The following is a 19,241-nucleotide window of genomic DNA, read 5'->3' as shown; positions in this document are numbered from 1 at the left end:
CGCCGCTTGTATGTGAGGACGTGTTCTGCAGGAGAAACAAATGGTAATCATGTCAACCATTTAAGAATTTTCCCGTTGTGCCTCATCGTGTCCGCTGTTATCTGACAGCCGACATTGCCCTGCCAGGCAAACAAAAACCCGCCGTGAAGGCGGGTTTTTGTTTGGGGTCCGGACAGATCATCAATCCAGCGCGCTGCGGGCATTCGCCAGAATCTCTTGTACCAGCGGTGCGGAGGTCTCAACGATGGCGTATTCATCCTGCCCCGGCGCCCCCATCTTGACCCGCTCATTGCGGTACAGCATCCCGCTGGGGAATGGCGCCCGGCCGGAAGTATGGAACTCCTGGCAGCCGGTCGCCCGCACCAGATCCGCAATATTGTTTACGCGCACCCCAGCGCCGGGCATCACCACCAGCTTGTTGCCAGCCTGTTCACGCAATTGACGGATCAGTTGGGCCCCTTCTGGCGCCATGGGGGCCTGGCCAGAAGTCAACAGACGGTTGCAGCCGGTGCTGATGACATCCTTGAGGGCTTGTACCGGATCACGCGCGACATCAAAAGCGCGGTGGAAAGTCACTTGCATGGGCATGGCCAGCTCGACCAGTTGCTTGGTCCGCGCCACGTCGATATCGCCCTCGGCGGTCAGCAGGCCAATGACCACGCCATCCACACCCAGTTTTTTGCAGGCCAGGATATCGCGTTGCATCACTTCGAACTCGACATCTGAATACAGAAAATCACCGCCACGCGGGCGAATGATGACATTGAGGGTGATCCACAGGCGGTCACGCGCTGCGGCAATGGCCCCGTGAGAAGGGGTCGTGCCGCCTTCCAGCAGGTTGTCGCAGAACTCGACACGGCTGGCGCCACCTTCCTGCGCGGCCAGACAAGAAGTCACCGAGCCCGCACAGATTTCCAGCAGGATGTCTTGATGGGCCATAGCGGGTGCTCCGATATAATGTCGGGCAAGCGTAAACGAATCAGCTGACCGATACAAAGCGCAAAATACAAAACGCCCGCAAGAACTTTTGCGGGCGTTACGAGAGACAAGCAAGAACCGGATGAGAACCGGATCAGGCAGCCAGGCGACCGATCTCGCTATTGAGCGCGGCCAGCACCTGACGATGGCACTGATCCAGGTCTTCCATCTGGCTGGTCAGCTGGCGATCCATGTCTTCCAGCTCTTCGATACGGCCTTCCAGCGTATCAGTCGCCTTGTGGATGCGCTTGATGCTTTCCAGGCGGCGACGCAACTGCAACTGGTGCTCACGGACCTGGGTTTCCATCGGCGCCATCACGGCCTTGAGCCAGTTCTCCACATCACGGTTGGCCACTTCGAACACATACACCACACGGCTGGCGACGGTTTCGAAGAACTTGCGGGTGATGCGGCTCTGGCTGGTGGTCAGCAGCCGGCCCACGGTGTTGAAATGCTCGCGGAAGGATTTCTCCAGGCGGGCGATTTCCTTGTGGTACTTGAGCGTGGAGAACGGCGGCGGTGTGACCTGGCCCAGACCGTGTTCCTCGCTGAACTTCTTGTACATGGCCGCCATCATGGCCTGGATTTCTGCCACCTGTTCGGCAGAGCTGGCGATGTTGGCGTTGGTGTCCTTGAAGAAGCGTTCCATAGTGGCGCGCAGGCCGCCTTCGCCAAAGGAGAACCAGCTGCGTTCCATTTCGTCGCGAATGCGGGCGATCTCCGCCTTGAGCGAATCCATGCCCAACAGCGTCAGCAATTGGTTGGTTTGCTGGCTGAAGATGCTGCGCAGCGCCTGAAAGCGCACCAGACCTTGTTCAAAGTGACGCTTGTCGGTCTGCACCTTGTCCATCATCTGCATGACCACGTCCTGGTTCTTGCCGCGCAGGCGGGCCAGTTCGTCCAGTTGCTCCAGCAGGCTGGTGCGGCGCGTACCCAGCAAATTGCGGGTCGCCATCACAATGTCTTCCACTTCGGTGATCGTGCTGTCCCGCACGATGTCCTGCTTGGCTGGCAGCAACTCACCCGACAGCGCGGCTTCCAGATCCATCAGGTGCGCGCGTTGCAGCAGCGCGTCATCGTGTTGCACCTTGGCTACCAGCGCTTTCTGCGCGGAGACCGGGAACACCTGATTGGTGCCCACACCCAGCAGGTTGGCGGTGGTCGCCACCTGACGGTCAATTTCGGCATCAATCTGGGCCGGGGTCTTGAGTTCATCCCACAGACCGTCAATCTTGTTCAGCACCACCAACCGGCCGCGCGAACCCGCCTGTGCCTTGCCAATGTGGTTGCGCCAGACATCAATGTCGCTCTTGGTCACGCCGGTGTCGGCAGACAAGATAAACAGAATGGCGTGCGCGTTGGGCAGCAGGTTGAGCGTCAGTTCTGGTTCGGTACCGATCGCATTCAGGCCCGGGGTATCCAGAATCACCAGGCCCTGCTCCAGCAACGGATGCGGGAAATTGATCACGGCGTGACGCCAGGCCGGGATTTCCACCATGCCATCCGCACTGACCATGATCACCTGATCGGGATCATCCTCATCAAACAGGCCAAAGCTCTTGGCAACTTCAATCGAGACACGCTTGGTGTGCCCCACCTGACCCAGCGCCGCCAGCATGGCGTCGGCGTCATCAATCTCAAGCTCGGTGGTGGCCCATTCTTCGGTATACCGGCGATATTCGCTGGTGGTCACGTTTTGGGCGCGGGTCTCAATCGGCAACAACTGGATCGAGGGCGGACGGCTTGGGTCGTACAGGATTTCCGTCGGGCACATGGTGGTGCGGCCAGCCGAAGACGGCAGCACACGCTTGCCATAGTGCGCAAAGAAAATGGCGTTGATCAGTTCTGACTTGCCACGAGAGAACTCGGCAACAAACGCGATATTGAGTTTGTCGTCCTTGAGTTTTTCCAGCAGCGTCTGGATGCGCAACTGCGTTTGGGCGTCTTCCAGGTCTTGCTCGGACAACCAGCGCGACAGGTGCGCCACCCGTTGCGACAACTGGCCACGCCAGCTGCTATACGCCTGGAAATCACCAGCAAGGCGATCGTTGCTGTCTACATCGTTGGCGGCTATCTCGTCACGATGGAGGTAGTCGGTGCTCATCTCGGTCCTCGTGCCCTTGGCGGGCTCTCTTTGGGGCAGGCCGCACTGCGGGCGCCTGCGTATCAGTCAGATCGCGTGATTAACGCACATTCGCACAATCCGCTGACTAATGATAATGGAATCAACTATTTCTGAACTATTTCTGGCAGTTTGAGCAGAAGAATGTTGCGCGCTGACCCTGGCGGATTTCCACAATCGGCCTGGCGCACACCCGGCATGGCTCGCCCGCCCGGTCGTAGGCGTATGTCTGCAACTGGAAATACCCGGTATTGCCACTGCTATCCACGTAGTCGCGCAGCGTGGTGCCGCCAGCGCGGATGGCATCTGACAAAGTGCCCTTGATGGCGTCAACCAGGGCGCCAATTTCACGTTTCTTCAGTGTGGCCGCTGGCCGCTCCGGGTGAATGCGCGCACGGAACAAGGCCTCGGACGCATAAATATTGCCGACGCCAACGACGACATGTTGATCCATGATGACCAGCTTGATCGCGGCCTGCCGACGGGCGATCTCGTCTTGCAGATAGCTGGCGTCAAAAGTATCAGATAACGGCTCTGGTCCCAGTCTGGCCAGCAAGGGGTGCGTGGCCGCAGCGGCTTCGTGCCAGAGCATGCAGCCAAAACGGCGCGGATCGCGATAACGCAAAATGCGGCCGTCTTCCAGCATAAGGTCAATATGGTCATGTTTTTCAACCGGGCGCGCGGCCGTGACCAGCCGCAAGGTGCCGCTCATGCCCAGATGGACAATCAACGTACCGTGCGCAAAGCCGATCAGCAGATATTTGGCACGCCGGTCCACCGACACAATCCGCTGCCCTTGCAGCAGGCTGTGCAGCGTATCGGGCACCGGCCAGCGCAAGCGCGGATCACGGATGGTCACGGCTGCAACGGTATTGCCGGTCAAGGCGTCGCTGATGCCGCGACGCGTCGTTTCCACTTCGGGTAATTCAGGCATGATCCAACCTGGCGGTGAAAGACAGATGGAACATAGATTGTCCTTCGCACGTCATAACACAACGGGGTTAAAAAGTTGCGCAAGGACTATCACCTCACGCCTTGGACTTCGCGACGGAATTTACCTTAATATGAAGCAGCACGGGCCGGATCATGATACGGCCCGCACCATGCCGCAGCCGCTGTCATTGCCTGCGACACATACTCCACCACCCGCCGGACTTTGCCATGCCTTTTCCGTTTTCCCGGAAACCCCTCCTGACTCTTGTATGCCTGAGCCTCTCGGTGCTTGCCGGTTGTGCGACGGTAGGCCAGCCGGCTGCGGGTGGCAAAGCGCCGACCGCCAGCGCGCCGGCCGCGGATGACGCCAGCGCCGCACAAGATGCTGCCAATGCAGACGGTCCGCTACCCAATGAAGAACTCACCGACGAACTGGTGCTGCGCTTCCTGGTGGGGGATATCGCCCTGCAACGCGGGCAGCCGACACTCAGTGCGCAAACCTGGAACGATCTGGCCCGCCGCACACATGACCCACGGGTAGCCAAGCGCGCCACGGAAGTCGCTATTGGTGCAGGCCAGCTCAACCTGGCCATGGACTCGGCCAACCAATGGATCAATGCCTCACCCAATGCCATCGCCCCGCAGCAGGTCATGCTCAGCTTGCTGTTGCGCGCCAACCGTCTGGATGAAGCCAAGCCGCATCTGGAAGCGCTGCTTAAATCCAAACCGCAGGATGCACCTTCGTTCTTCCTGCGCATGCATACGCTGTGGGACAAAAACACCGACCGCAACGCCGCCGCCAAGCTCACGGAAGACGTCACTGCGCCGTATCTGAACTTGCCCGAAGCCCACTTTGCCCGTGCCGTGGCCTACGCCAATACCAACCGTGTCCCTGACGCGGTCAAGGAAGTCGATGCCGCCGACGCACTGCGCCCAGGCTGGGAGCCGGCAGTGCTGTACCGCGTGCAATTAATGTCTGATCGCCCATCACAAGAGCGGGTGGACTTTTTGCGCTCGGCCCTGCGCAAGAACCCGGATTCATTGGCCATCCGCAACGCATTGGCACGTGAGCTGGTGATCAACAAACAGGTCAAGGATGCGCTGGACGAATACAACGGCATTCTGAAAATCCAGCCAGATAATCTGGAAGCGCTGGTCGGCTCCGGCCTTGTATCGCTGGAGCTGCGCGACTTTGAAACCGCCCAGTTGCACCTGAATGCCGCAGTACAAAAGAGCCCGCGCACCACTAACAACCTGCGTATCTACCTGGGCCAGATTGCTGAAATCCGCGGGCAGAACCAGGATGCCATTGCGTGGTATCAAAGTGTGGAAGGCGATATGCATGACGCCGCCACCGAGCGCCTGATCCGCCTGTATGCCCACTCCGGCCAGCCGGAAAAAGCCATCGACCTGATCCACGAAAACGTGGCCCTGACCACGGAACAACAAACCCGCCAGACCCTGCTGGAATCGCAGGTATGGCGGGAGGTGAAGAACTACGACAAAGCCTGGCAAGTGCTGACGGATGCCATCAACAAAGACCCGAAAAACGCCGACCTGCTCTACGAGCGCTCCTTGATTGCGGATCTGCAGCACAACGTACCGGCCGCAGAAGCGGATCTGCACAAGTATCTGGAACTGCAACCGGATAACGCCCAGGGCCTGAACGCGCTGGGTTATACGCTGGCCAACCGCACGGACCGCTTTGACGAAGCCAATGGTTATCTGGAAAAAGCCAATACGCTGGACCCGAACAACCCCGTGATCATGGATAGCCTGGGCTGGCTGCGCTACAAACAAAACCGCCTTGCCGAGGCGCGTGACCTGCTGACCCGTGCCTACAAGGCCATGCCCGATCCGGAAGTGGGCGCTCACCTGGCGGCCACGCTGTACAAGATGGGCGAGAAAAGCGACGCGCACAAAGTCATGGCCGAAGCCCAAAAACTGGACCCGGATAACGAATCGGTGATCGCCATTGGTCAGGAAATCGGCAAGCCGTGATGCGTGGGTTCAAGGGTTTATGGTGTTTGCTGGCCGTACTCTGGCTGGCCGCTTGTGCTACGCCGCCGGCTGCCCCGACGCGGGCCGGTGAACTGGTCGCCACCGGCCGTGTCGCCCTGCGCGTACCCAATGACTCGCAGATCGCCAATTTCACCTGGCGTGATGATGGCCAGCAAGCGGCACTGGACTTGGGTACACCGCTGGGCCAAACCGTCGCCAGGCTGACTTTTGACGCCAATAGCGCGCATCTGATGGACTCCAGTGGTAAGGAAACCAGCGCGGGTAGCCCGGAAGAACTGCTGCAAGCGCGCACCGGTTGGCAATTGCCGGTGCAAGGCATGCGCTGGTGGCTGCGCGGCAAGGCAGATCCGGCCACGCCCGCGCAGGTCACGCCGACCAGCGACGGTGTACATATTTCGCAAAACGGTTGGGAAATCGACGCCACCGATCTGCGCGACGCAGGTCGGGAAGGCAAACTGCCGTGGCGCATTCACGCCAGCCAGAACGGGCTGGATTTGAAAATCGTGGTTTCTGACTGGCAATGGCTACCGTAATTCATCCCGCATCTCTTCCCGAATCTGCCCTGCTGGCCCACTTTCCGCCCTCGCCCGAGGGTTGGCGCAGTTTTCCGGCACCGGCCAAGCTCAATCTGTTTTTGCACATCATTGGCCGGCGGGCGGATGGTTATCATCTGCTGCAGTCGGTCTTTCAATTGGTTGATCTGAACGACACCATCGAACTGCGTGTACGTACCGACCAGGATGTGGTCCATCACAACCCGCTGCCGGGCGTCGACCCGCAAGATGATCTGACCGTGCGCGCGGCGCGCCTCTTGCAACAACACGCCAATATCAGTGCGGGTGTCGATATCCGGGTGGAAAAGCGCATTCCCATGGGCGGCGGCATGGGCGGCGGTAGCTCAGATGCCGCCACCGTGTTGCTGGCGCTGAACCAGTTGTGGGGTGTGAAACTGTCGCGCCAGGCCTTGATGACACTGGGTCTGAAACTGGGTGCAGATGTGCCTTTCTTCATCTTTGGCCGTAATGCGTTTGTTGAAGGCGTAGGCGAAATCATGTCTGCCTATGACACGCCAGATGCCTGGTTTGCGGTGCTGCACCCGCAAGTCCATGTTTCGACCCCGGCAATTTTTAAAGATGAACGCTTGACAAGAAATACGCCCTCAATCACAATGCGCGGCCTCAACGTTGCTGCAACGCGAAATGATTTGCAGGCAGTAGCAATGAGTCAGCAGCCGCGTATTGCTGAATGTCTGAAATGGCTAAGCCAGTTCGGGCCCGCGCGGATGACTGGATCAGGAAGCTGCGTGTTCACAATATGTGCTTCACAAAGCGACGCGGATAATGTAATATCCTCGACTCCTGAAGAGATGACCGGGTTTGCAATCAGGTCCATCGCTCAGCATAAGCTTCGTGAATTTGCCAGTGAGTAGTTGATTGGCAGGTTCTTATAGGGGAGTCGCCAAGTTGGTTAAGGCATCGGATTTTGATTCCGACATGCGAAGGTTCGAATCCTTCTTCCCCTGCCAGTTAGAAGATAGAAAAGCGTGTACTCCTACGGTTACACGCTTTTCGTTTTTTCAGGGCGCATAAAATGGCTTACGACAGCCTCATGGTATTTACCGGCAACGCTAATCCCAAGCTTGCCGAAAGTGTCGTCAATCACCTCGACATTTCTCTGGGTCGCGCCACAGTTGGCCGCTTCTCGGATGGTGAGGTCACGGTTGAATTGCTGGAAAACGTGCGCGGTCGCGACGTGTTTGTCCTGCAATCGACGTGTGTGCCGACCAACGACAATATCATGGAAGTCATGCTGATGGTCGACGCGCTCAAGCGCGCTTCGGCCGGGCGCATTACTGCGGCGATTCCGTATTTCGGTTACGCCCGCCAGGATCGTCGTCCGCGTTCTGCCCGTGTGCCGATTTCGGCCAAGGTGATCGCCAACATGTTGCAGGTTGCGGGTGTTGACCGCGTCCTGACGGTAGATGTTCACGCTGACCAGATTCAGGGTTTCTTTGATATCCCGGTCGACAACATCTACTCCACGCCGGTTCTGCTGGCTGATATCCGCGCCAAGAACCACGACCAGTTGATGGTGGTCAGCCCGGACGTTGGCGGTGTACTGCGCGCCCGTGCCATGGCCAAGCAGTTGACCGTGGACATGGCCATTATCGACAAGCGTCGCCCCAAGGCGAACGTGGCAGAAGTCATGCACATCATCGGTGATGTATCCGGCCGTACCTGCGTGATCATCGATGACATGATCGATACTGCCAACACGCTGGTCAAAGCCGCCCAGGCCCTGAAAGCCCACGGCGCAGCCCGTGTGATTGCTTATGCAACCCACGCCGTGTTCTCCGGCGCCGCCGTAGAACGCATTGTCCAGTCTGAACTGGATGAAGTGGTGGTAACCGACACGATTCCATTGTCGGAAGCCGCCCGCCAGTGCGATCGTATCCGCATTGTTTCGATTGCCGGTTTGCTGGCTGAGACCATGCGCCGCATCAACAACGAAGAGTCTGTCTCTTCCTTGTTTGTGGACTGATTGCATAACTGGCAGCACAAGATTTACAAAACGGTGAAACGGGCAAACCTGTTTCACCGTTTGCGTTATTTGGGGGAATAGTCCCCCGGGTCCTTTGCCAGTCCTGGTCGCGGGTGGCGAAGTGTTTAACTGAGATGGAGTAACAACCATGACTTTCGAAATTCAAGCACAAGCACGTGCTGCGCAAGGTACTGGTGCGAGCCGCCGCCTGCGTAACAGCGGCAAGGTGCCCGGCATCATTTACGGTGGCAGCAAAACCCCGGTTGCGGTCGAGTTCGATCACAACAGCATGTGGTACACCCTGAAAGACGAAGCTTTCCACACCGCACTCGTAAAAGTGATCGTGGATGGTTCCGCTGAACAGGTTCTGCTGCGTTCGGTGCAATACCACCCGTTCAAGCAACTGATCTTGCACATCGATTTCCAGCGCGTTGACGACAACACCAGCGTTGAACTGAAAGTGCCGCTGCACTTCAAGAACGCTGATGTGGCTCCGGGCGTGAAGCTGGATGGCGGTACCATCGGCTACATCCTGAACGAAGTGGTTGTGCGTTGCGCCGCCACCAAACTGCCGGAATTCATTGAAGTTGATCTGAGCGAAGTCGGTGCAGGCAATGCATCGGTTCACCTCTCCGACCTCAAGCTGCCGGCTGGTGTTGAGCTCCGTTCCCTGGTTCGCGGCGAAGATCTGGCCGTTGCAACCTTCAACGCAAAGAAGGGCGGCGACTGATTCGCCCCGCTTCATCTGCGTTGCCAAAAAGCCGGCTGGTTCTCCAGCCGGCTTTTTTGTATCTATCACGTCAGTTCGGGTTCTTTTAGCTGTCTGCGAGCTTTTCTGCTGCTATTGTTGGACTTACTTATAAGGCAAACAATGTATATGGAGGGGTTCGATGTACCACAGCGAGCAGGAATCCGATTCCACCGTTGACTACTACCGCCGCTACCGCGCCAGCCCGCTCGACTTGCTGGCCAGCATGCCCGTCACCCCCCGGCGCTTTCGCCCGTGGTTTCGGGGCTTCTTCGCACTTTGTGCGGTCTTGCTGCTGGCGTACTGGCTAGGGCCGCGCTGGGGGGTGTCGCCGTTTCATACCCGCCAGGATCAACTGGACTATCGCCCTTATTTCACGGATGTCGGTGGCACGGTCACCAACGCCCTTCCGCATGAAAAGCTGTTATCCAGCGCGACGCTCAATTTGATCGGCAGCTGGCCGGGCTGGCGCGTCGAACAGCATGATGGTGGTGTCGCGTATTACGATGTCTCCCTCAAGGATGCGCAAGGTAACAAGCTGTGGGAGCAACGTTTTGACCGCAATCCCTATGCAGGCGACTGGCGCTTTTCGCAGCAGGACAGTGGCTGGGCCTGGTGTGGTGGCTGGCGCGTTACGGTGAACTCCCCGCAGATCTACAGTGACAGCGCCCTCTATCTAACCCTTGGCGGTGAGCCCCGGGTCATCCGTCATATTCCATTCATGCCACCTCGCTAGTGGCGGGCGTTCGCGCCAGCCTTTATCATCGGTTTTTGTCTTTCTTAGCCGGATGTGTCACCGATGCATCCGGCCATGTATTTATGTCTGCTATCAAATTGATCGTCGGCCTCGGTAACCCGGGCGCCGAATATGCCGCCACCCGTCACAACGCCGGTTTCTGGTTTGTCGATGAACTGGCGCGTGAAGGCGGTGCCACGCTGCGCCACGACAGCAAGTTTCACGGCCTTGCCGGCAAAGCCCGCTTGCACGGGGAAGACATCTGGTTGCTGCAACCGCAAACTTTCATGAATCGTAGCGGTCTGTCTGTGGTGGCCCTGGCTCAGTTCTACAAAATCCTGCCGGACCAGATCCTGGTGGTGCACGACGAAATGGATATCCCGGCCGGCCAGGTCAAACTCAAGCAAGGTGGCGGCAATGGGGGGCACAATGGCCTCAAGGACATCCAGTCTCATTTGTCTACGCCCGCTTTCTGGCGCTTGCGCCTGGGCGTAGGCCACCCGGGTGATCGCGGCGAAGTGGTGAGCTATGTGCTCAAGCCACCGCGCCGGGAAGAACAAGAGCTGATTGATGCTGCCATGCTGCGGGCACAGAACCTGTTACCGCGCATGCTCAAGGGCGAAATGAATATCGCCATGCAACAACTGCATACCGACGAATCAAAACAAAGACCACACAAACCCGCCCCATGACCACACCGCTGTCCATCCTCATCGCCAACCCCAAAGGGGGCAGTGGTAAATCCACTCTCGCTACCAATCTTGCCGGCCATTTTGCCTGGCAAGGAGAGAAAGTAGCGCTGGGCGATCTGGATCGACAACAAAGCGCGCGTTACTGGCTGACCCGGCGTCCGGAACAGTATCCGCATATTGCCGAATGGGATATCGACAGCGACACCACGCCCCACGCGCCCAAAGGCACCACCGTGGCGTTGCTCGATAGTCCGGCGGGTCTGCATGGCAAAAAGCTGGAAACCGCACTCAAGGCGGTCTGCCGTGTGCTGGTGCCGGTGGCACCGTCTTCGTTTGATATGTGGGCGCTGGAAGGCTTTTTTGCGCAACTGGCCGAAGAAAAAACGGTGCGCAAAAAACAGGTGGAAATCGGTATTGTCGGCATGCGGGTCGACCCGCGCACCCACGCTGCGCAGCAACTGGAACATTTTCTGGCGGGCTATGGCTTTCCGGTACTGTCCTGGCTGCGCAATACCCAGCTTTATGTGCAACTTCAACCCAAAGGGCTCACCTTGTTTGATCTGCCGGGCCGGCGGTTCGAACGTGACCTGGAACAATGGCAGGCAATCCTCAAGTGGCTTCGCAACCCCTCATCCCCGTCAATCTGATCACCGGCTTTCTGGGGGTCGGCAAAACCACCTCTATCGCTCATTTGCTGGCCAGCAAACCGGCTGACGAATTCTGGGCCGTGGTGGTCAACGAGTTCGGCGAAGTGGGTATTGATGGTGCGACACTCTCCGCGGCCGGAGACGGCCTGCAAGTGGCGGAAGTGCCCGGTGGCTGCATTTGCTGCACCACCAGCCCCATGCTGCGCGTCAACCTGAACAAGCTGGTACAGGGCAAGCGGCCGGATCGCATCTTGATCGAGCCATCCGGCCTGGGTCATCCCGCCGGCATTATCGATCTGCTGCGTGATCCGTTCATGGGCAACACGTTTGAAGTCCGTGGCGTAGTCACCTTGATGGATGCCCGTCACCTGGAAGACGCCCGTTATACCCGCAATGAAACCTGGCGCGACCAGATTGAACTGGCCGACGTGCTGGTTATCAACAAGACCGATCTGGCTGACGCCGGCCAACTGGATGCCGCCGTAGCCATGGCACGTGCAGCATTCCCGCCCAAGCTGGCTGTTGTGCAGGTGCAGAACGGTTTGTTTGACGCCGCGTTGCTGGACGCGCCACTCAACCCCGAGCGCTGGCAGGATGCGCCACACGCTGTCGGCACGCACAACCCGTTGGCGCCGCGGCGCAAGGCAGAAGCCGCTGCACCTGTCGCCACCCCGCAAGGCAACGAGCCGCTACGCAAGGCGCAGTCTAGCTTGGGTTCACACGCCTGTGGCTGGATATTCAGCCCGCAAACCCTGTTTGACAGCGGTGCAATCGCCGATCTGTTCCAGGCCTTCCAGACCCCGGACAGCCTGGGCGTGGCGGGGATTTCCCGCGCCAAAGGTGTGTTTCATACCGAGCGCGACTGGTACCGCTTTGACTGGGTAGATGCCTACCCCAGCGCCAATATCTCGGCCTACCGCAGAGATAGCCGCTTTGAAATTATTGTGGAAGGGGCGAATGCGCCAGACTGGACCGCGCTGGAAACACGCCTGCTAGCCGCCCGCATTGTGCCGGCAAGCCAACCGCAAGCATAAACAAAACCCAAACCGGGGCCGCAGGTGCCCACCTGTTCGCCCCGGTGTTGCCAGTCGGCTTTAACGTACTACCGTCCGGATTTGCGCCAGATACGTCTGCGCCGCGCTTTCCATACCCCGCCCCTTCATGACCGCCAGGTAGCGGGCAATGCAGCGTTCGATCTCAGCGACTGACACCAGGTTTTCCATCTCGCCAATCATTTCGTCCAGCTCACCAGAAAGGTGGTTCTGGTTGGTCATGTGCAGGATGGAACGAATACGGGCCACCTGGCCTGCGCTGATGCGTACGGCGTTGAGCCCCAGGGAGAAGCTACCCGCTGCTACAGCGGGAGCAGCCGCCGGCGCCGGCGCTGCGGCAGGTGCGGCAACGGTGGCGGCAGTTTTGGGCGGCAGCGAACCCGCGCGCTCAATCAGGCCGTCCCACTCCAGCTCTAACAATTTGTGAACAAGGTCTTTCTCCGGCATGGCCATGGGCAGGGCATGCGCCGGGGTCTTGCCGTCAATCATGATTAGCAATTGACGTTGTTTGAGCGAAAGCCCGCTGGCACGCGTCTGAATCTCGGTCAGACCGGCCTGGGTTTTGCGGTAAATCACATCCAGCATGTGGTGCACCTCCCCCTGATTACCTGCGGTCAACACAACCCCGTTCTACTTCGCCTTGTCAGCGGTGTACGGGGTTGTATTCACGCCGCTTTTATATGTCCACGCAAAGGGAATCCGGCACTTCTTGGGCGAGGCCGTAATTCATGAAAAGCTGATGTAACAACAATGGCAAACACGGTTTTTACTGCAATCAAGCAGTCACGGAAAGCTGCTACCCACAATTTTGATTTGAATGAGACAAGAAGCCGCTGCGCGGTGATCTTTCTGTTGCAGGCAGACAGCGTTAGCTGTACGCAAGCTGGCGACGCAAAAAAGGGCGGGTCACCTGACCCGCCCTTCTGGCATGCTTTGCCGTGCTTGCCCTGTTACAGGCCGCCGTAGGAATGCAACCCGGACAGGAACATGTTGACGCCAAGGAACGCAAAGGTAGTCACGGCAAGGCCGATCACCGACCACCAGGCCAGTACCTCGCCTCGCCAGCCCTTCACAAGGCGCACATGCAGCCAGGCGGCGTAATTGAGCCAGACGATCAGCGCCCAGGTTTCTTTCGGGTCCCAACTCCAGTAGCCGCCCCAGGCATCTGCTGCCCACGCCGCGCCCAGAATGGTGGCAATGGTGAAGAACAAAAAGCCCACCGAGACCGCGCGGTAAGAGACTTCTTCCAGCACCTGCGGGGAGGGCAGTCGCTGCGCCATCACGCCCGGCCAGGCGGCAATGACCAGAATAATGGCCACACACAGCAAACCACCCATGGTCAGTTGGGCCGCGGCGGCAGAGATCTCAAACCAGCCCGCGCCGTAAATACCGGTCGCCACCGCCAGCACCACCGCGCCCAGCGCCAGCGCATGCAGCGCCTGACGGGTTGCTGGCCGCCGTTCGATCTTCGAGGCCAGAATCCACGCCACGCCCAGCATGGCCGACAGCGAAAACGCGCCATAACCAATAAAGTTGGCCGGCACGTGGATTTTCATCCACCACGATTGCAGCGCGGGGATGAGCGGCTGGATTTCATGCGCCTGCCGATCCAGCGAGTACCACAGAATGAACCCGACCGCTGCACTGATCACCAGCAACACAAACGCGCCCATGGCACGTGCCTTGAACCGGGCCTCGTAATACAGGTACATCAAGGTGGTGATCAGACAGAACAGAATGAACACTTCATACAGGTTGGAAACCGGAATGTGGCCGACATCCGCCCCGATCAGATAGCTCTCGTACCAGCGCACCAGCAGTGCCGTCAGCGCGGCCATGGCGGCGGTCCAGGTCAGGCCGGAGGCAATCGACAATGCCGTTTCCGAGCGCGTGATCAGCCCTGCCCAATACACGGCTGTCGCAATGAAATACAGCACGCACATCCACATCACGGCGGACTGGCTGGCCAGAAAATACTTGAGCAGGAACGAATGCTGCGCGGTGGCCAGATCACCGTGATAGCTACTGGTGCCAATCAGGGCCAATACCGCCACGCCCGGCAGAAAATAGCGCATGGCTGGCCAGAACCAGCCAAACCAGACGAGGGCCAGTGTGGCACCCAGCAAAATGCCGTGCTCGTAGTAGTCCATATACTGGCCGTAGCGGGCAAAGGCAAAGCCACCCGCCGCCAGCATCAACACGGCAAAGGCAAAATCAAACGGCGTACGCCGGGTCAGGGGAAGCGTCATCATCATGTCGCGATCTCGTCTTTGGAGGATGCCGGCAACAACGCCGCGCGATGCCGTTCAAATGTGCCCGCCAGATCGGCGGAACGGCGATTGCCCGTCACAGCCAGCACCGTTTTACCTTGTTCAGTCCGTAACCAGACCCGTTCTTCACGCAGATAGAACATGCAGAATATGCCGATGACCAGCAGGATGGAACCCAGGTACACCACCTTCTTGCCCGGCGAACGGGTGAGCTGAAAGCCAGAGGACTTCACCTCGGTAAACCCGCTCAACTGCAGATAGATCGGCGCGCCATATTCAAAGAAACCGCTGGTGGCGACCAGGCTATCCATCAGAAAACGATATTGTGTTTCGCTCATGGCCACGGGCGAGAGGCCAGCGCGCTCCTGCGCAAGGTCCATGGCGTCTACCGTCGCCCCCTGCAGAATCTTCAGATAGGTCTGCGCCACCGCCTGGCGTTTGTCTTCCGGGACTTTCTCCCGGATGAACTGGTCAATGCGGGTGAAGCCACCATGTGCAAACTGATTCAGGATGGTCTGCGTGACCGACTCAAACTCGGTGCGCTTGGTCTCGGTAAAACCGCCGCCCTGGAATGCCTTGTCGGTCGTACGGCGGGCAATTTCTGGCCATGCCGTCGGGTCCAGCAAGACATTGCGCAAACGCATGTAGCGATCGACTTTGGCATCATCATCCAGCGGAATGCGCACGTACTGGAATGGCGCATTCACTTCCTTGCGCACGCCCGTCATCAGGTAAAGCGCGCCATCGTCCAGAAAGGGGGCCATGTAGTTCTGGAACTCTACCGCCTGCCCGGATGAATCCCGCAACTTGAACTGGATCATCGGCCCGAGGTTACGCATGGCGTTGCTGGATTTGACGGACTGCGAGGACGCCAGCGCCTGTTCCAGCTTGTTCACCGCCACGGCAGAGGTGTCCGCCGGCGCGTTCTTACCCATATTCTCGACATTGTTCACGCGCAGGTCACCGAACTCCAGCGTATAGGGCTTGTTATCCAGTTCAATCGTCTGGGTGCTGCGCGAACGCGCTTCAAACTTTTGCGTGGCAGGCCGATCCAGATGCCAGCCGGTCAGTTGCAGCGGCGACCCACCGTCGCCAAAGCTGGCCTGATAAATAGCGATGCCATCATAGATCAGCGGCTTGTTCACCTCGACCACACCACTTTTCACCACTTTGCCCGACTTGGGGTCCAGCACGTCAATGCTGGAGGCAAAGCGTTTGGGCATGCCGGTACTGTAAAAATCCACCTGAAATTGCTTGAGTCGCAGCGCAAACGGCAAGTCTTGTACAAAAAAACCGTCGCCCGAGTTCAGAAACACCACGTCTGCTACCGCACCTTCCGGCAGGGTCACATTGCCCCGAAAAGAGAGGTTATCTGGCGATAACCGGCTTTGCGGCGGTACTTTGCTCTGCGGCACGTCGCGGGTTTCTTCAACCTTGTTGCCAACCAGTTCACGCAGCTTGAGCGGCAGGTTGCCATCCATCAAGCCGCCAATACAGATCACCACAATGGCGGCATGGGCAAAGAAATACCCCAGACGCTGGCCCACGCCCTTTTTGGCGGCCAGCATGCGTACGCCCTCTTTGTCCTGCACACGCCAACGGTAACCGGCCTGACGCAGATAGTCTTGTACGGCGCCGCGTTCGGGCTCGCCGTCGATTTCTGCGTGATGCGGCATCAGGCGCAAAGAGTTGCGGCTGGCGTTTTCGCGGTAGCTGCGAATATCCAGCAACATGCCCGGCGCATGACGCCAGATGCACAGCGTGGTCGAGAGCACCAGAAACCCGAGGATCAGCAAAAACCAGCTGGTGTGATAGACATCAAACAAGCCAACGGGCTTGAAGATGGCAAACCAGAATTCGCCAAACTCGATGCGGTAATCGACGTATTGCTCACCTTGCTTGAGCACCGTGCCAATGACCGATGCAATCGCCAGCACCGTCAGCAGGCTGACGGCAAACCGCATGGAGGAAAAGAGATCGTACAAGGCCCGACTGAACGGGACGGTGCGAGGCGGGCGTAGGGGTATGTTCTGGTTCATAACGCAAAAGAGGGGCGGTTTTCTACCGCCCCTCCAGAATAAGCTACCAAGGTTAAAATTGCATGGCACCGGCCAGTGCGATCAACCAGTCCGCGACCATTCATCAATGCAGGGACTGGATGTACTCGGCCACCGATTTGATTTCCTGGTCCGAGAGGCGGGCCGAGATATCGTTCATCATCGGGCCGTTGGCACGCTCGCCAGTGCGGAACAGATTGAGTTCACCAATCACGTAAGCCGAATGCTGTCCGGCCACACGCGGGTATTGCACCGGAATACCGGCGCCGCTGGGGCCGTGACAGGCCATACAGGCTGGCACATTCTTGGCGGCAATACCACCGCGGTAGATTTTCTCGCCAGCGGCAATCAGCGTTTTGTCTGAAGCGCCACCTTCTTTGGCTTTCTGCGTCGAGAAATAAGCGGCAACGTTATGCATGTCGTCATCCGACAACGTGGCGGCCATACCGAGCATGACCGGGTTCTTGCGCTTTTGCGTTTTGAACTCGGTCAATTGCTTGTAGAGGTATTCGGAATGCTGGCCCGCCAGGCTGGGGTTGGCGGGAATCACGCTATTGCCGTCGGCGCCATGACAGGCAGCGCAGACTTTATCAACGATTTCTTTGCCCTTGGCGGGATCGCCTTTGGTGGTGGCTGCAAAAATACCGGTGCTCATCAACGTCAGTGCAGCAAGCAAGGCTGCGACAGGCGCTCTGCGCATAACTTGGCTCCCTTCCCTAATTGATCTTTCAATTTTTAGATGTACCCATCAGGCATCAGGAGCAGCCGACGGACTAAATCCTGATATTCTATATCAAGACTAATCTAGACCATACATAGCACGGACACCATGTCGCTGTTTCGCGGACTCAAATTTTTAACCACGGTCAATGATTTGCGAACTTTACCCCTTGACGGGCGAGAAGTTGCATTTGCTGGTCGTTCCAATGCCGGTAAATCCAGCGCAATTAACACGCTGGCCAACCACACACGACTGGCATACGTCTCCAAGACGCCTGGTCGTACCCAACATATCAACTATTTCACGTTCGGCAGTGACGAGCTTAAACGCTTGGTCGACTTGCCTGGCTATGGTTACGCCGAAGTGCCTGCCGCCGTGCGTGCGCACTGGGAAGGGCTGCTGGGCCGTTACCTGAAAGAGCGCGACCATCTTATCGGTCTTGTGCTGATCATGGATTCGCGCCGGCCGCTCACCGAACTGGACCGGCGCATGCTGGACTGGTTCTTGCCGACCGGCAAACCCGTGCATTGCTTGTTGACCAAGTCCGACAAGCTCTCCAACCAGGAACGCACTAACGCATTGCGCAGTGTGCAAAAAGAGTTTGCCAATAACCCGCAAGTCACCGTTCAGCTGTTCTCCAGCCTTAAGAAACAAGGGGTTGAAGAAACCGAGAAAGTGGTGGGTGCCTGGTTTGCCGAGCCTGCGGCTGACAGCGCCGAATTGACGAACGGCGAATAGTATTCCTTGAACTTTGCGCGAACCTTTCTACCCTGAAATCTGGGTGCGCCCCTGCACCTCCCGCTTTTCCTCCCTGAGCGGGTGCCTTGGCCAAATGCCAAGGCGTATTACACCCCGGTCATTCTCCCCTTGGGCCGGGGTTTCTTTTTTCCAGGATCCGGAGAAACTCCCTGCATGGCTGTCCTTCGTGCGCTGCGCGCGGATATCACCACCCTGAATGTAGATTGCATCGTCAACGCGGCTAACACCTCTTTGCTGGGCGGCGGCGGGGTAGACGGTGCCATTCACCGGGCGGCCGGACCGGACTTGCTGGCCGAGTGCCGCACGCTGGGCGGCTGCCACACGGGCGAGGCCCGCATCACTCAGGGCTACCGGTTACCGGCGCGCTTTGTCATCCACACACCAGGACCCGTCTGGCACGGTGGCAAAGAGAATGAAGCTGCGTTGCTGACCGCCTGCTACCGGGAGTCCATGCGGTTAGCGGCAAAACACCATGTGCGTACCATGGCTTTCCCGGCCATCAGCACGGGGGTGTATGGCTATCCGCTGGTCGAGGCCACGCGCATTGCGGTAGACACCGTGCGCCAAGAGGCCGAGGCCTTCCCGCAGGCCCCCCAGGACATCCTCTTTTGTTGCTTCTCCGACCATGACCTGGCGGTCTACGAGGCCGCTCTGGCCAGCTAAGCCGTTAGCCCTCGTCCGGGATACCATGCGCGGTGAGGATGTAGTCATAGCGCTCTGGCAAGAGCTGTTCGGCTACATAGGGTTGCAAGCGGGCGACGCGGGCCGCGTCCAGCATGTAGGATAATTTCATTTCCGGGTCAGGCCGATCTTGTTCATGGGCGAACAAGCCCAGCAGAAAGGGCGTGGTGACCGTAGTCGCCACCGGCACGTGGCCGACAAAGCTGCCATCCATGCCCTTTTCCCAGACTTCCAGCAAACGAATGATCTTCATAAGACGTTCACATCAAGTCTGAACCGGAT

The 19,241-nt window shown here is 58.5% G+C and carries 19 protein-coding genes and 1 tRNA gene; 12 read left to right on the top strand and 8 right to left on the bottom strand.

The genetic code is table 11. The features are described from left to right. Positions 1 to 180: 180 nt before the first annotated feature. From HNQ50_RS13960 to mutM, 3 genes are all read right to left on the bottom strand, one after another. Complete coding sequence (locus tag HNQ50_RS13960) at positions 181 to 939, bottom strand: copper homeostasis protein CutC (protein ID WP_184101766.1); 759 nt, start codon at positions 937 to 939, stop codon at positions 181 to 183. Positions 940 to 1,072: 133 nt separating this feature from the next. Then, entirely contained in the window at positions 1,073 to 3,082 is a 2,010-nt protein-coding gene (locus tag HNQ50_RS13955) for a dynamin family protein (RefSeq protein WP_184101764.1), read from the bottom strand. A 136-nt stretch (positions 3,083 to 3,218) separates the two neighbouring features. Beyond that, a complete protein-coding gene (mutM, locus tag HNQ50_RS13950; protein ID WP_184101761.1) occupies positions 3,219 to 4,034 on the bottom strand; it encodes a bifunctional DNA-formamidopyrimidine glycosylase/DNA-(apurinic or apyrimidinic site) lyase in 816 nt (271 codons plus the stop codon). 284 nt (positions 4,035 to 4,318) lie between these two features. On the opposite strand from mutM, the gene HNQ50_RS22495 reads away from it, so the two are divergent. The 10 genes from HNQ50_RS22495 (at position 4,319) to HNQ50_RS13900 (ending at position 12,453) form a co-directional block, all read left to right on the top strand. Further along, positions 4,319 to 6,034 (top strand): tetratricopeptide repeat protein, encoded by a 1,716-nt coding sequence (locus tag HNQ50_RS22495; protein ID WP_184101759.1) that lies wholly within the window; start codon positions 4,319 to 4,321, stop codon positions 6,032 to 6,034. Beyond that, the gene (gene lolB / locus HNQ50_RS13940; RefSeq protein ID WP_246428731.1) at positions 6,034 to 6,588 is read left to right on the top strand and encodes a lipoprotein insertase outer membrane protein LolB; all 555 of its coding nucleotides are present in this window, start codon (positions 6,034 to 6,036) and stop codon (positions 6,586 to 6,588) included. Before HNQ50_RS22495 ends, lolB begins: the two co-directional genes overlap by 1 nt. Then, a complete protein-coding gene (ispE, locus tag HNQ50_RS13935) occupies positions 6,576 to 7,484 on the top strand; it encodes a 4-(cytidine 5'-diphospho)-2-C-methyl-D-erythritol kinase (RefSeq protein WP_184101755.1) in 909 nt (302 codons plus the stop codon). Before lolB ends, ispE begins: the two co-directional genes overlap by 13 nt. 19 nt (positions 7,485 to 7,503) lie before the next feature. After that, positions 7,504 to 7,580, top strand: a tRNA-Gln gene (locus HNQ50_RS13930). A gap of 65 nt (positions 7,581 to 7,645) precedes the next feature. Next, the gene (locus HNQ50_RS13925) at positions 7,646 to 8,596 is read left to right on the top strand and encodes a ribose-phosphate pyrophosphokinase (RefSeq protein ID WP_184101754.1); all 951 of its coding nucleotides are present in this window, start codon (positions 7,646 to 7,648) and stop codon (positions 8,594 to 8,596) included. A gap of 148 nt (positions 8,597 to 8,744) precedes the next feature. Beyond that, entirely contained in the window at positions 8,745 to 9,326 is a 582-nt protein-coding gene (locus tag HNQ50_RS13920; RefSeq protein ID WP_184101752.1) for a 50S ribosomal protein L25/general stress protein Ctc, read from the top strand. Positions 9,327 to 9,486: 160 nt separating this feature from the next. Beyond that, positions 9,487 to 10,080, top strand: a complete 594-nt coding sequence (locus HNQ50_RS13915; protein ID WP_184101750.1) for a hypothetical protein — start codon at positions 9,487 to 9,489, stop codon at positions 10,078 to 10,080. 83 nt (positions 10,081 to 10,163) lie between these two features. Then, complete coding sequence (gene pth, locus HNQ50_RS13910) at positions 10,164 to 10,772, top strand: aminoacyl-tRNA hydrolase (RefSeq protein ID WP_184101748.1); 609 nt, start codon at positions 10,164 to 10,166, stop codon at positions 10,770 to 10,772. Then, a complete protein-coding gene (locus HNQ50_RS13905) occupies positions 10,769 to 11,419 on the top strand; it encodes a nucleotide-binding protein (RefSeq protein WP_184101746.1) in 651 nt (216 codons plus the stop codon). The genes pth and HNQ50_RS13905 overlap by 4 nt, the downstream gene beginning before the upstream one ends. Continuing rightward, positions 11,386 to 12,453 (top strand): CobW family GTP-binding protein, encoded by a 1,068-nt coding sequence (locus HNQ50_RS13900; protein ID WP_221303180.1) that lies wholly within the window; start codon positions 11,386 to 11,388, stop codon positions 12,451 to 12,453. Before HNQ50_RS13905 ends, HNQ50_RS13900 begins: the two co-directional genes overlap by 34 nt. Before the next feature lie 60 nt (positions 12,454 to 12,513). Here the strand turns inward: HNQ50_RS13900 and HNQ50_RS13895 are convergent, their stop codons facing one another. From HNQ50_RS13895 to HNQ50_RS13880, 4 genes are all read right to left on the bottom strand, one after another. Further along, on the bottom strand, positions 12,514 to 13,056 hold the full coding sequence (locus HNQ50_RS13895) for a hypothetical protein (RefSeq protein ID WP_184101742.1): 543 nt from the start codon (positions 13,054 to 13,056) through the stop codon (positions 12,514 to 12,516). Between the two features lie 365 nt (positions 13,057 to 13,421). Beyond that, positions 13,422 to 14,726, bottom strand: a complete 1,305-nt coding sequence (gene ccsB / locus HNQ50_RS13890) for a c-type cytochrome biogenesis protein CcsB (RefSeq protein ID WP_184101740.1) — start codon at positions 14,724 to 14,726, stop codon at positions 13,422 to 13,424. Next, complete coding sequence (locus HNQ50_RS13885) at positions 14,723 to 16,726, bottom strand: cytochrome c biogenesis protein ResB (protein WP_246428714.1); 2,004 nt, start codon at positions 16,724 to 16,726, stop codon at positions 14,723 to 14,725. The genes ccsB and HNQ50_RS13885 overlap by 4 nt, the downstream gene beginning before the upstream one ends. Positions 16,727 to 16,883: 157 nt before the next feature. Continuing rightward, positions 16,884 to 17,498, bottom strand: coding sequence for a c-type cytochrome (locus HNQ50_RS13880; protein WP_184101736.1), 615 nt, complete (start codon positions 17,496 to 17,498; stop codon positions 16,884 to 16,886). Positions 17,499 to 17,627: 129 nt separating this feature from the next. Here HNQ50_RS13880 and yihA point away from each other — a divergent pair, with 129 nt between their 5' ends. Continuing rightward, entirely contained in the window at positions 17,628 to 18,257 is a 630-nt protein-coding gene (yihA, locus tag HNQ50_RS13875; protein WP_184101734.1) for a ribosome biogenesis GTP-binding protein YihA/YsxC, read from the top strand. A gap of 174 nt (positions 18,258 to 18,431) precedes the next feature. Continuing rightward, positions 18,432 to 18,941 carry an O-acetyl-ADP-ribose deacetylase gene (locus HNQ50_RS13870; RefSeq protein ID WP_184101732.1) on the top strand — a complete coding sequence of 170 codons (510 nt, stop codon included), beginning with the start codon at positions 18,432 to 18,434 and terminating at the stop codon, positions 18,939 to 18,941. 4 nt (positions 18,942 to 18,945) lie between these two features. On the opposite strand, the gene HNQ50_RS13865 is transcribed toward HNQ50_RS13870, so the two are convergent. Continuing rightward, positions 18,946 to 19,212, bottom strand: a complete 267-nt coding sequence (locus tag HNQ50_RS13865; RefSeq protein ID WP_184101730.1) for a hypothetical protein — start codon at positions 19,210 to 19,212, stop codon at positions 18,946 to 18,948. Positions 19,213 to 19,241 lie beyond the last annotated feature (29 nt).

Source organism: Silvimonas terrae (assembly GCF_014202765.1).
Lineage (GTDB): Bacteria > Pseudomonadota > Gammaproteobacteria > Burkholderiales > Chitinibacteraceae > Silvimonas > Silvimonas terrae.
Note: the sequence above shows the minus strand (reverse complement) of the source record. Positions and strands in the feature narration are given on the sequence as shown.